The sequence below is a fragment of the Paenibacillus sp. J5C2022 genome (assembly GCF_025567625.1).
Lineage (GTDB): Bacteria > Bacillota > Bacilli > Paenibacillales > Paenibacillaceae > Pristimantibacillus.
In genome coordinates this window covers 119,199-132,756 of record NZ_JAOQJC010000019.1, presented here as the reverse complement: position 1 = coordinate 132,756, position 13,558 = coordinate 119,199, and the positions used below count along the sequence as shown (strand labels likewise).

Annotated in this window: 10 protein-coding genes; 6 read left to right on the top strand and 4 right to left on the bottom strand. The window is 50.1% G+C overall.

All coding sequences use genetic code 11. From position 1 onward, the window contains the following. Nucleotides 1-20 precede the first annotated feature (20 nt). Nucleotides 21-611 carry a histidine phosphatase family protein gene (locus tag M6D81_RS16775; RefSeq protein ID WP_262678068.1) on the bottom strand — a complete coding sequence of 197 codons (591 nt, stop codon included), beginning with the start codon at nucleotides 609-611 and terminating at the stop codon, nucleotides 21-23. Nucleotides 612-751: 140 nt separating this feature from the next. Between M6D81_RS16775 and M6D81_RS16770 the strand changes: the two genes are divergently transcribed. The 6 genes from M6D81_RS16770 (at nucleotide 752) to M6D81_RS16745 (ending at nucleotide 10,278) form a co-directional block, all read left to right on the top strand. Next, nucleotides 752-1,837 (top strand): GerAB/ArcD/ProY family transporter, encoded by a 1,086-nt coding sequence (locus M6D81_RS16770; RefSeq protein ID WP_262678067.1) that lies wholly within the window; start codon nucleotides 752-754, stop codon nucleotides 1,835-1,837. Between the two features lie 4 nt (nucleotides 1,838-1,841). Continuing rightward, the gene (locus tag M6D81_RS16765) at nucleotides 1,842-3,344 is read left to right on the top strand and encodes a spore germination protein (protein WP_262678066.1); all 1,503 of its coding nucleotides are present in this window, start codon (nucleotides 1,842-1,844) and stop codon (nucleotides 3,342-3,344) included. Next, nucleotides 3,337-4,506, top strand: coding sequence for a Ger(x)C family spore germination protein (locus tag M6D81_RS16760; protein WP_262678065.1), 1,170 nt, complete (start codon nucleotides 3,337-3,339; stop codon nucleotides 4,504-4,506). The genes M6D81_RS16765 and M6D81_RS16760 overlap by 8 nt, the downstream gene beginning before the upstream one ends. A 276-nt stretch (nucleotides 4,507-4,782) precedes the next feature. Next, nucleotides 4,783-5,976 carry a GTP-binding protein gene (locus tag M6D81_RS16755; RefSeq protein ID WP_262678064.1) on the top strand — a complete coding sequence of 398 codons (1,194 nt, stop codon included), beginning with the start codon at nucleotides 4,783-4,785 and terminating at the stop codon, nucleotides 5,974-5,976. A gap of 172 nt (nucleotides 5,977-6,148) precedes the next feature. Further along, complete coding sequence (locus M6D81_RS16750) at nucleotides 6,149-7,522, top strand: extracellular solute-binding protein (RefSeq protein WP_262678063.1); 1,374 nt, start codon at nucleotides 6,149-6,151, stop codon at nucleotides 7,520-7,522. Nucleotides 7,523-7,800: 278 nt separating this feature from the next. Further along, nucleotides 7,801-10,278, top strand: coding sequence for a carbohydrate binding domain-containing protein (locus M6D81_RS16745; RefSeq protein ID WP_262678062.1), 2,478 nt, complete (start codon nucleotides 7,801-7,803; stop codon nucleotides 10,276-10,278). A 75-nt stretch (nucleotides 10,279-10,353) separates the two neighbouring features. Here M6D81_RS16745 and M6D81_RS16740 read toward each other — a convergent pair whose 3' ends face one another. The 3 genes from M6D81_RS16740 to M6D81_RS16730 are packed head-to-tail and all read right to left on the bottom strand — an operon-like array spanning nucleotide 10,354 to nucleotide 13,450. Beyond that, the gene (locus tag M6D81_RS16740) at nucleotides 10,354-11,436 is read right to left on the bottom strand and encodes a Gfo/Idh/MocA family protein (RefSeq protein WP_262678061.1); all 1,083 of its coding nucleotides are present in this window, start codon (nucleotides 11,434-11,436) and stop codon (nucleotides 10,354-10,356) included. A 2-nt stretch (nucleotides 11,437-11,438) separates the two neighbouring features. Further along, complete coding sequence (locus M6D81_RS16735) at nucleotides 11,439-12,386, bottom strand: AraC family transcriptional regulator (protein ID WP_262678060.1); 948 nt, start codon at nucleotides 12,384-12,386, stop codon at nucleotides 11,439-11,441. A gap of 59 nt (nucleotides 12,387-12,445) precedes the next feature. Further along, nucleotides 12,446-13,450 (bottom strand): Gfo/Idh/MocA family protein, encoded by a 1,005-nt coding sequence (locus M6D81_RS16730; protein WP_262678059.1) that lies wholly within the window; start codon nucleotides 13,448-13,450, stop codon nucleotides 12,446-12,448. Between the last annotated feature and the right edge of the window lie 108 nt (nucleotides 13,451-13,558).

Here is a 13,558-nt window from a genome sequence, read left to right as displayed (position 1 = left end):
GACGCCGCTAGCCGTTTTTCTCACACTTCCACCCTGTACCATCCGGCTTCCCCTAGAAAGTCCGCTCGCGTTAATCCTTGCTCACCTAATAACATGCGATAGTTCGTAATTGTCCCGTCATGGGCGATTATAAAGGCTCTGCTGGTGCCGGCGACTTTCTGCTGCATGAATGAGAGCATCCGCCGGCCCAGAATGGAAAATTGCGTGTCGGCGATGGTATTGATGCCCAGTGTCCATAGAGACAAGTCGTCCGTATCCAATAGGTTAAAGTCGGAATGCCGGGCTTGAATCTCTTCAAGCGGATAAATCCAGTCGCATTTTACTTCATGGGTTATCGGGTCGACAGGCAGGGGATACATTCGCGGACCTACTAGCGGACTTATGTACTTTTGGGGATGCAGCAGGCCGCTGGCCAAGATATTGGCCGTCTCAATCGTCCTGACTGTCGGACTGACAATAAATAGATCGTCTTCACAGAAGGAGAAGGCGTTTCTTAGGGAAGCAACTTGTTCCCTGCCTTTCTTGGTTAAGGACGGATGAACCACATTTAGTCTGTTCGGAATATTGGTGTTATGAAGGCCTTGACCGTGTCGAATAAATATAAGCTCCACTTTCCATCACGCTCCTTGATCCATTTAAATTGATTGCAGAAGGAGAGGGGGATTCCGAGAAATTCAGGATAAAATACGGTTATTTGAGAATACTCTCTATATCGCATTGCATGATATTACCTGATATGGAGAATGAAACGATGTTATCCAATAAGAAAATTTCTGTTATCAATGCTTACTTTATGTTGCTCCTCGCATTGGGGATTACCAACCATGTTATCTTGATCCCGCTTTTATTGCAAACAGCTGGGCGCGATGCGTGGGCAGGCGTAATATTGACAATGGTCTTGCATACCATTTGGGTGTTTTTTTTATATTTCATTATGAAACGAACGAACCAGCAGTCCATTTCATCTTGGATAAAGGAACGCTGCGGTTCTATGGCGGGATGGATTTTCGTGATTATAACCGCGGCATATTTCTTTCTCATGGCTTTAATTATGCTAAGAGAAACATCTACCTGGATCAAGGTGACGTATTTACCGCAAACCCCCAAAGTTGTCGTCTTGATTCTTTTAGTCCTGCTTAGTGTCTACATGGCCTATAACGGAATCCGTTCCATCGCGATCATATCCGGTATTTTGTTGCCGTTCGTATGGGTATTGGGTCACTTTGTAGCTGTAACCAATCTTCAATTTAAAGATTATTCCCTGCTGACCCCGTTATTCGTCAATGGATATGAACCCATGTTGAAAAGTATGATTATTGCAGGCGGAGGTTTTATGGAGTTAGTCGTGCTGATTTTCATTCAGCATCATATGTCCCGAAGGGTCAGTTACTTCTCTATCGGAATCATGTCTATTATTCTCGCGGGGCTTACCTTGGGACCTCTGATGGGGGCCATCGCGAACTTCGGTACGGAAGTAGCGGCACAAATTCGTTATCCTGCATATAGCCAATGGAAGCTCGTTATGATCACCAAATATATCGCTCACCTCGACTTTCTGGCTTTGTATCAGTGGTTGTCGGGAGCTTTAATTCGTATGTCCCTTTTTATGTTTATTATTACAGACATGCTGCCTCCGCTCATGAAAAAGAAGCATCGCCTCCCTTTTTTACTTGTATTGGGAGTGGTGATGGTTGGACTAGCGTTACATTCAGGGGTTGACAGACAAATCGAGCTATACGTTCTGGGGAAGTATTCCCTGGTCACATTCCTATTCCTCATTACCCTGATCGCAAGCATGGCCATAACAACTGCTCTTAAGCTGCCAAGAAGGAGGTGATTGGATGCAATCCAGGAACGTCGGTCAACCCGCATTGCAACAGGAGCATGAAGCGGAGCAATGGAACGAAGAACGGCTGCGCTCATTAATTGCCGCTTCAGCAGATGTTGTCATGCTTAGTCTGCCTGACAGAGTACAAGACAATGACTCGGTTTCTGCATTATTGATTTATTGTGATGGAATGATTGATACTCAAGTGATGAATCAGCATGTTCTTCCTGATCTGGAACAAATGATGGTCACTTGTCATACGTGGGACAAGCTTGAGAGCGAACTGGAGAAATCAATCGAATGGGTTCCCTTTGACCTCCATACGAAGCTGGAGAACCTGCTATTCGAAGGGCAATTCATTGCGTTCTTCCCCATGCACGAACGCTTCTATTACATCAACATTGCTCAGCTTCCGCAAAGGCAGCCTGAAGAATCCAATACGGAAATTTCGATTAAAGGGGCACGTGACGCATTCACCGAAGACATTGCCACTAATGTAGCGTTAATTCGTAAACGGCTGCGTACCGCCTCCTTGCATAATGAACGATTTATCATTGGCTCGCGCAGTCAAACGAAAGTTTCATTGCTTTATTTTGCGGACGTTGTCCGGTCGGAGGTGATTGAAGAAGCGAGGACGCGGCTGAAAGGCATACATGTCGATGCACTGGTTACCAGCGGCGAGATGGAAGAGGCGCTCTCCGACTCTTCCTTGTCGATCTTTCCTTTGCTGGATTATATCGGAAGACCCGATTTTGCTGTGGAATGCCTCCTGAGAGGTCGGTTTATTATTTTGATAGACGGTTCTCCAATGGCGTTAATTGCCCCTGTCAACTTGGTCGAGATATTAAAAACACCGGAGGATTCCTATACCCCGTATCACTTCATCATATTTGAACGTTTTTTTCGATTGCTTGGTTTGTTCATCTCCCTTTTTTTACCGGGATTCTGGATCGCTTTACTTGCTTATGACATGGACCAGCTTCCACTCCCCCTTCTTGCGACTGTCACTACATCCAGGTACGGCCTTCCCTTCTCAACACCGATGGAGATGCTCTTAATGCTGGTCATGTTCGAGCTGTTCAGAGAATCAGGCATTCGCTTGCCGAAGGCCGTAGGCCAGACTATTGCTGTTATCGGTGGTCTCATTATTGGAGAATCGGCGATTCGGGCCGGGCTGACTTCACCAGCTATGCTGGTCGTATCCGCCGTAACGGCAGTGTCGACCTTCACACTCGTGAACCAGACCTTGGCCGGTACAGTCAGTCTCATCCGGCTATATATTTTATTCATGTCATCCGGACTGGGCATGTTCGGTTTCTTTATCGGCTTGGCAAGCGTTCTGGCTTACCTGTCGACTCTGGAATCCTTTGGCCTCCCTTATCTGGCTCCTATTTCTCCGCTAACTTGGAAAGGGCTGCTGCCCGGATTACTTGCCAAACCATGGTTATCCTACAAGAAACGGCCGAAGATGATGAACACTGTTGATGATACTCGTCAGGAAAGGGATCATGAATAAAATGAAATGGCATATCAATTTCAAGTATCTAAAGTTACTATTCAGCTTGATGATTGTAAGCCTGCTTTGTGGTTGTTGGGATATTAAGGAGATTGAAAATATAAACTACGTTACGGCTATTGGCATTGACTATGAGGACAAGAAATATGTATTGTATGCCCAATTGCTTGATTTCACAGCTGTTGCCAAGACGGAAACCGGGAAGTCGGATAAGCCTGCACAGGTTTGGGTTGGCAAGGCAAAAGGAGAGACGGTGCATCTAGCCATGAACAGTCTGTACGCCACTTCTCAGGAAAGAACATCGTGGAGCCATGTTACCAGTATAGTCTTTAGCGAAAATGCTCTGAAGCAAGGGGGAATCTTCAATAATGACTTAATTATCAGAGACTCGAAAATTCGCCTGACTCCTTGGCTATACGGCACGAGAGAGCCGATGGAGAAATTATTTGTTGCGCCTGCATTTTTTAATGTCTCTCCGCTTAATACGATTTCGCACGAGCCTTTGCAAGCTTACTTGCAGAGTTCCTATATCCCCCCGATTCGGTTTCTTGCTTTTAATTCACGAATGAATGAACCCGCTTCGACGGTATTGCTTCCTAACTTATCGATTACTTCATCTGTCTGGGAAAAAAATGAAAAGAAGGATGCAAAAATGTATGTGGATGGCGCTTTTTCCCTGTCGGAGAAGAAGCTGGAAGGTTGGCTTAGCCGTCAGAAACTGCTGGGTATTCGTTGGGGAGAGAAGGATACAACACATACTCCCTTAAACATTGCCAAAAACGGGGAAACTGTCGCGGTCATATCTCTGGAAGATCCAAAGATTCGCAAGTCCGTAAAATTGGTCGACGGTAAGCCAAAGTTCGAGCTTGATATTAAACTGACCGGGAGTGTGACAGAAATTCTCGGGGAAGTGAATAAGGATGAGATTGAGGAAATGGCGGCTGCAAAGGTAAAGAAAGAAATATTAACGACCTATCAGAGCGGTATGAAAATACAATCGGACCTGTTCAATTTGAAGCATGTATTGTATAAACAAAAAACGGCAGCTTGGAAGAAAATGAATGAAATGGGAGGGATGCAGCTGGATGATCATTCAATAGAATCTGTTAATGTCAACATTTATCTGAATCATGCCGGATTAAAAATGCTGCCTGTGGAGTAAGCCGTGCCAATTAACCTATAGATCCGGCTTCCTCCTTGGTCCGGAATATGGATTTACGGAAATCGGATTCCGAAATCGAATTCCGAAATCGAATTCCGAAATCGAATTCCGGTTGACGAGAAGAAATCAGCCTGTTATACTGCTAAATAGTAATAATTACGATTAACAATTCGGTCGATCATCATCGAAAAATGTAAGCTAATGCCGCCAAAGGTCGGCGGCGATAGCCATTTACGCTTGTGGTGCAAAAGGACGAACAGAAAGGGATGGAAACAAATGAGGAACAAACTGCCTGTAACGGTGTTAAGCGGTTATCTTGGAGCGGGGAAAACGACGATTCTCAATCATGTGCTGAATAATCGCAACGGGCTGAAGGTGGCAGTCATCGTCAATGATTTGAGCGAGGTCAATGTAGACGCTGCGCTCATTAGCAATGGCGGCGGGCTGTCGCGCACGGAAGAGAAGCTGGTGGAAATGTCCAACGGCTGCATTTGCTGCACGTTGCGGGAGGATTTGCTGCAAGAGGTGGAGCGGCTTGCACAGGAGAACCGATTCGATTACATACTGATCGAATCAACCGGAGTCGGAGAGCCTGTTCCAGTAGCCCAGACATTTTCTTATGTGGATCAGGAGCTCGGCATTGACTTGACCCGGTTCTGCAAGCTGGACACGATGGTGACGGTGGTGGATGCTTTCCGCTTCTGGCATGATTACGCCTCGGGAGAATCCCTGCTTGACAGGAGCGAGGCTGTTGATGAGCACGACACCAGGGATGTTGTGGACTTGCTTATTGATCAAATCGAATTTTGCGATGTGCTGATCTTGAACAAATGCGATCTTGTCTCGGAGGAGGAGCTGCATCGTCTGGAGGGAGTACTGCGAAGGCTGCAGCCGAGAGCGAAGCTCATCCGTACGCAGAACGGCGAGGTCGACCCGGAACAAATTCTGAATACCGGCTTGTTTGACTTCGAAGAAGCGAGCCGTTCTGCAGGATGGATAAAAGAGCTGGAAGCGCCTGTGCATACACCAGAGACGGAAGAGTACGGTATCGGCTCGTTCGTGTACGATCGCAGAAGACCATTCCACCCTCAGCGGCTAATGGCATGGATGAGCGATTGGCCGGCCGAGGTCGTTCGCTCCAAAGGAATACTGTGGCTGGCATCGCGCAATCGCATGGCGCAAAGCTTCAGCCAAGCGGGGCCATCCGTTCAGATCGGTCCGGCAGGCTTGTGGGCTGCGGAGCTTCCGGAGGCGGAGCGCGCACAATTGCTGCAAGAGGAGCAAGAGCTGGCTGCGACTTGGGATGCAACGTACGGAGACCGGGTAACCAAGCTTGTGCTCATCGGAATTGAACTGGACAGGAAGAAGCTGGCTGCCGAGCTGGATGCATGCTTGCTCACGGATGCCGAGATGGCACAGAACTGGAGTGCATTCCAGGATGATTTTCCACAGCAAGAAGTAAGTGCTTAATGTTGCGTGCGGGCAGGACTAGCATATGAAGCCTGTGCAGAGCTCCGAAGTGTGCCATAGTGAAGGTGCTCATGTACTCGGAGTCCAGGTAGAAAATACGGGCCGATTCGGTTATACTTAAAAATAATTTGCCGATTCCCGCATCATATCAAGTGCTGTTAGGAGAATGAAGATGGCTAGGCCCGATCGCAAAACTTATCAAAATAAATACAATGACTTAGTCGATACGTTGCGTGACGAGATTGCTCGGGGCATGTATCGCCCCGGGAGCTACTTGCCCGGAGAGAACCACTTGATTGAGCGGTTCCAGTTAAGCAAGCATTCGGTTCGGCTGGCGTTGGACGAGCTCGTGAAAGAGGGGAGAATCGAGAGAATTCCGCGTGTCGGAACCCGGGTTGCGGCTCGTCCCTCTGAACGAACAGAGCTTTTTTTTGGAGTGTATCCTTCCATGCCGGAAGAGACGGACTTGACCCGATTGCTGGAGATATTTCACGACATCCATCCGCACATTACAGTTAACACGCTCGATCTTCCTTATGGGAATGCGGAGAGTATAATGAAGCTGCTTCAACTCGGAGTGGTCGATATCGTCACTTTAAACACGCCCGATTTTATTTATTTTTGCGAGAACGGAAGTCTGCAGCTGTTGGAGAGGCAGGAGCGACGGGGAGAAAACTACCCCTTTCTTAACGAGTTTTTCGGAACGGACAATGGCGAAGTCTATGCGCAGCCGTTCGTTTATTCGCCTATTGTTATTTGTTACAACAAGAATCATCTCAGACAGAAAGGATTGTTCGAGCCCGATAGCGGCTGGACCTGGAACGATTTGCGCCAGCTGCTCAGAGAATTGAAGGAACCGAACCGGTTTAGCATTTTTTTCAATGCCGATCATCTGAATCGCTGGTCGATTTTTTTACTTCAGCAGGGCATGCGCTTCGTTCGCGATTCCGATGGCAGGATTGCTCCCTCCGAGCCCAATGCCTTCGAGCTGCTTCGTTTCGTGCGAGACATGATTCATGAGAACGGCTTGTTTCCGGGAGCCGTCTTCGGAGAGAAAGATGTGGAAAGCCTGTTCCTCCAGCAAAAAGTATCCGTCATTATGACGACCTATTTCCGATTGAATGCACTGAAGCGCGCGGAGTTTGATTTCGACATTGCTCAGTTGCCCCGCGGCAATCGTAATGATACCTTGTTGCTGTCTTCCGGGACGGCAGTGAATGCGAATACGAGTAAAAAAGAAGCGGCGCAAAGTCTGGCCGACTTCTTGTCGTCGGATAACGCGCAAACCCTCATTCGCAAACATACATTCAGCATACCTGCCAATAAAATCATCCATGACGCGCATCTGCCAGTATGCCCTGCAACCCCTTCGAGAATATTGCTTCATCGCGAAATGATTTCGAATTATACAACTTATGACAAGTTAGGCTTAACCATTAAGGAATGCTATGTATTCGGGAATTGCCTGAAACAGTATTTTTCGAACATAGTGGATGAAGTAGGACTCATGAAGTTGTTTAACGACCACATACAAACCAAAAAGTGAAATACGTCATGCATGATGCTATATAGTTGGAAGTGCCTTGGACTGCTGCCGGGCGCTTCTTTTTTATTTGTAATGCCATTATCCAGCTGAACAACAGTTGACGGTGTAAAAAAGTGAAGCTATAATAAGTTTGAACTTTCAATCACATACGAACCAGAATGGTCGGGAGAATGGTGGTGATTATGACGACGGCGTTCAGTTTTTTACAAAGGCAAGACAGATAATTTTTGTTTTGAAATGAAAGCGTTTTAATTCTGGGATAATTGGGAGGAATCTTGATGATTTCATGGCGCAGTATGGCAAGAAAGATTGCATTAGCAGCATTAACCGCCACCGTTCTTTTGCCATTAGGAGCGGGGCTTGCCCCTTCGGTATCGGCTGCAGAGCCGTCCATTGCGAATCACAGCTTTGAACAACCGGAAGTAAACGGCAATATTCCCGGATGGACGCAGACCTTCGGAGCGACAGGCATATCGATTGATCAGTCGATCGTATATGAAGGGGAGCGCAGCTTGAAGCTGGAAGATGCGAGCGCGACTTCTTCGATTGGAATTATAAGCGACAAATTTGCAGTGGAAGCCAATATGACCTACACCGTCACGGTCCAAGCGTATGGCGTGAATGGCGGTCGAATGATGTACATGTATTTCTATGATGCGAATAATCAGCAGCTTGAGGCGCATAGTCAATATATCAGCATTCCGTACGGTCAATGGGAGACAGTCAGTATGGAAAGGGATGCTCCCGACAATGCCGTACGGGCAGCCGTGCTGTTCTATTCAAGCGTAGGCGAAACCGGCACTACTTACTTCGACAACATTCAATTGTTAGAACGAATGCCCATCGATACGATTTCACTCGGAGTTCCGCTGCACACGATCGCTGTTAACGGCGCTGCGTTCGGTATCGGTACGAATGGACAGGAGCTGGCTTATGCGATCGCGAACGGCAGCCCCGCCGTTCTGAATGTAATCGACGCACATACAGGCGTAATCGAGAACAGCTTTTCGTTGCCTGGCGCCGGCGGTTCGTTCGGAGCGAAGACGGGGCCGGACGGAACGGTCTATATCGGTTCGTTTCCTAACGGCACACTTTATCGCTGGGTTCCCGGCAGCAGTTCCATAGAATCGCTGGGCAGACCGCTGCCATCCGAAAGTTATATTTGGCAGCTCGATTTTGACGAAGACGGCCGGGTATACGGGGTGACCTATCCGAACGGGAAGGTGTTCCGATACGATCCGGCAACAGGAGATGTTCATGATTACGGCTCCATGATTGAAGGTATGCAGTATGCCCGGTCGATTGGCATATATGAAGGCAAGGCCTATGTCGGCGTGGGGACGCAGCAGGTGCGAATGGTCGAACTCAATCTTGCAACGGGAGATAAGCGGGAAATCCTGCTGCCGGAGCCATACCGGCAGGATATGTTGATCTACGACATGGATGTTCGGAAGCATTCCTTATTCGTTCGTCCGATGAATTCATCCGATATGCTTGTATACGATCTGAAAAAAGAGGAATGGAAGGATATCATACCAGATGTGAAAGGACTGGGCGTATCACCTGTCAACCAAGGCAAGATGGTGTATCTGATTCGCAACGATAACTTCCTATACAAATACAACATGCATACAGGGGAATTATGCAAAACCTCATTCGGAAACCTGTGGTCTTCAAAAGCCGCGGGCTGGATACATCTCGAAAGCCCTGATTATCCAGGCTCGAGCTATGCGAGTATCGATTTCGGCGGCCGTATTCGTATCTACAATCCGTTAACGGGAAATCACCAAATCATTGAAAGCAGTATGGAAGGCCAGCCTGCCATCATTCAATCGCTCGGCTTGGGACCTGACGGTCGTATATACGCATCGGGCTACCAGTCCGGCGGACTATCCGCTTACGATCCGGCGACAGGCAATATCCTCGAATATCCGAAGGGGACGATCGGGCAGATTGAAGGCATGATCACTTACGACGGGAAGCTGTATGCGGGCGTATATCCCGGGGCAGACCTATTCTCCTATGATCCTGCACAGCCTTATGATTACGGGACGAATCCGCAACTCCACTTCGGACTGAAGTCGGAATTCGACCAGGATCGCCCCTTCGCTCTCACAGGCGTTGGCGAACAACTCGCGATCGGGACGGTACCGGACTATGGCAAGCTGGGCGGAGCGCTTACCATGTATAACCCTAACAGCGGTGAGAAACAGGTGTACCGCAATGTTGTGAGTAATCAGAGCGTAACGGCACTGGCATCCAAGGACGGCATCGTATATGGTGGCACTTCCGTGTGGGGCGGACTTGGTATAACGCCTAGCGAGACGGAGGCGAAGTTGTTCATCTGGAATCCTGCCACAGATGAGAAGGAGTGGGAGGGGGTTCCGATATCTGGCGACCGGGCGATCGTCGATCTTGCCTTTGACGATCAAGGCTACCTATGGGGGCTTACGGTCGGAAAGGTGTTCAAATTCGATCCGGCTACACGAGAAGTCATTGCTGTAGTAAATATACTTCCGTTCAATTGGGACGGCGTCTCGCATGTATGGAAAAATGGTTCGCTGCTGCTGGCTCCTGATGGGCATATCTACGTCTTGACGTTGACTCAGCTGTTCCGGCTGGATCCGGTGACACTGGAGACGACATTAGTGAAGAACCAAGCGGGATATTTCGCTGCCATGGATCTGCAAGGGGATGTATACTATGCACGTGATACAGAGCTGTACAAGCTGGATATGAACGGAGATGGCATGTAGAAGCGATATTACGGAGAGGGCTGTTCCATCGCCATAGGCGACGGAACAGCCCTCTCTCATGCATAAGTGCAGTAATTAGTTGAAGTAAACGGCTTTGCCCGTTTTGGCCGATTCGTAGATGGCTTCCAGAATTTGCGAGACGACAAGCGCTTGCTCCGGCGTGACGACCGGATCGGTATCTTCGTCAATCGCCTTGATCCACATCTTCATCTCCAGATCCGCATCGTTCTCCGCATTGCCTTCGAAGAATGCAACGCCGCCGGCCTTCAGATCCACTTCCTTCGTGAACAGTCGGCTGTGCTGCTCGCCATTGATGCGCAGTCCGCCCTTCATGTCGGCGCCGCCTTCCGTACCAGACAGCGTACAGCGGGCTTCCTCCACTTCCAGCGTGTTAAGCGCCCAGCTGGATTCCAGGACAATGGTAGCGCCGTTCTCCATGACGATCATGCCGAACGCGGAGTCTTCCACCGTGAACTTGGCAGGGTCCCAAGGTCCCCAAGCGTTGGCTGCATTCTCGCGCTGCGACAGCTTGTGGAAGGATTGGCCCAGCACGACCTTCGGCTTGTAATTGTCCATCATCCACAGCGTCAAGTCAAGCGCATGCGTGCCGATGTCGATGAGCGGACCGCCGCCTTGCTTCTCCTCGTCCAGGAATACGCCCCAAGTCGGAACTGCGCGACGACGTACGGCATGCGCTTTCGCATAGTAGATCTCGCCCAGCTCGCCGTCTGCGCATACCTTCTTCATCTGCTGGCTGTCCGGACGGAAGCGGTTGTTGTAGCCGACAGTGAGCTTCTTGCCCGTACGGCGAGCCGTCTCCGCCATGCGAGCGGCGTCATGAGCCGTCTTCGCCATCGGCTTCTCGCTCATGACATGCTTGCCGGCTTCCAATGCTGCGATGCTGATGTCGGCATGGGAATCGTTCGGCGTACATACATGCACGATCTCGATGGAGGAATCCTTCAGCAGCTCCGTATAATCCGTATAGACTTTGGCGCCTTCCGCACCGTACTTGGCTGCCGCTTCGGTCGCGCGTTCTTCGACAATATCGCAGAATGCGACCATTTCCACATTATCCAGCTTGCTGAGACTTGGCATATGCTTGCCGTTGGCAATACCGCCACAACCGATAATCGCTAATTTGTACACTTTGGACATCGTTATCTACCTCCTGAATTTGCTTGCTTCCGGTAATCGGATGGTGTCATGCCGAATCGCTTGCGGAAGACGGCATGCAGGTAATTCCCTGTTGCGAAGCCGGTGCGTCCTGCGATCTCCTCGATCGAATCAGTATCCGTCTCCAGTTCTCTGCGCACGGCTGTCAATCGGATATCCTCCAGGACGCGACTGAACGTGTTTCCGTTGTGAAGCTCCTTGAACAGCCTTTGCAGATGGCGCGGACTTATGCGAAGCTTCTCCGCCACATCTTCCAGCGAGATGGAGCCGGCGTAATTGGCTTGCATGAACTCCAGTGCCAGATGATGCCGATAGGCTTTCATGTCTTTGGTCGGCAGCTCTTTCTGCTCATGCACGGTGTCGTAAGCGCGGACAGCTCTGAGCAGAATTTGAATGACAAGACCTTTAATCGTCGTATAGCTTCCGGGGTAATTGTGCATGCACGCCTCATACGCTTCCAGGAAGCATGGCATCCCCTTGAAGCTGTCCTCCGCAGGATAGAGCGGAATGCTGCGCAGCTTGTTCACGCAATGGCAAGCTTCCGCGAACTCCCAATCGTGTTCACCTGCAGCTAGCAGTTCCTTATCTTGCTCGCGCCGATCGACGATGTCGACGTGCAGACACAGCTCATCCATCGCTTCATCCCGATCGGCCTCTTGATAATGCATGACGCCAGGCCCCGTTACATACAGATGACCGGGCGACAGATCGAACTCTTGATCGACGAGGACGACTTTCCCCTTGCCCCTAGGAATGAAGTGCAGCTCGAAGGTGGCGTGCTTGTGGAAAGCGATCATTCTTCCCGGCGGGAACGAGGTCAGATGAAAGGTGAGCACATGGATTTCATACGGCCCCCACTGCAAGCGCAGATCGAGGCGTTCCAGCGCATCGGACCGCTCCGACATTTTCTCATAGATGTATCCTGGCGCCATCTCCCGTTCTGCCTCCTTTCCTGCCTGTGCAAGTCCCGTGTCGTCAAGACGCTTACTGATTATTGCTCCAGATTGGCCAATGCAATCGGCCGCCGGCCGCTGGCGGACAGATTCGCCGCTTCCATCAGCATGGTCAGCTCCTTCGCCAGCTGAACGTTCTCCTTGGCGTCCGTTCCTTGCTCGATATGCTCCACCCATTGATGGAAGGCGCTTGCTCTGGATGCCGGCAGTGCGACTTCCTCCCAGTCTTCCTTGCCGCCGACTTGCTCCTTATTGCTGCGGATGAGCAGCTTGTTGTCGGGAATGGTGAACAGGATGGAGCCTTCCGTACCGTATATCTCGATGGAGAATGGGGAGTGCGGCGTGACGAATCCGGCTTCCACGATGCCCATCGCGCCTTCTGATCCTGTCAGCACGGCTACGGCGTTGTCTTCCACTTCCTTGCCGCTCACATAGCCGTAATGAGCGCTTACCTGCTCCGGCAGCTCGCCGAGGAACAAGCGGGTCAAGTACATGGGATGGCAGCCCAGATCGATAAGCGCGCCTCCGGCGCATTGCTCCAGGCTGTAGAAGTGCTCCGGCAACCAGCCGGCGGTCGCACCGTTATGGGCAAGGCGGCATCTGACCAGCGTTACCTTGCCGACGGCTTGGCGCTTCAGCAAGTCCATAATCGCGAGCGTATAGCCTTCGTTCACGCGCGGCAGCGAGACGGTCAGCTTGACGCCGGCCTTCTCTACCTCGGCCAATATGTCATTCACTTCCCGCACTGTTGGAGCAACGACCTTCTCGGTGAATATATGCTTGCCCGCTCTTGCAGCGGCAACCATCACTTCGTGGTGGCGGTTCGTCGGAGCGTCGACGATGACGCCGTCGATATCGCCTTGTGCCAGCATTTCCTCCAGATTGGCGTAGAACGGCACGCCCAGCTTGTCCGCCGCCGCTTGCCCGCGCTCCGGCACCTCGTCCCATACTGCCGCGATTTCCGTACCCGGATGCTCCAATGCCTGATTGGTGTAGTCCCATGCGTGCACATGCCAATAACTAATTTTGCCTAAACGAATCAACTTCCAGCACCTCCTTGATTGTATACCAACCCTAACTTTAACTCTATAAAATTATGACATCAACCGATATCAAGGTTAATCTAACACATTTCCAAATAGAATTTAAGT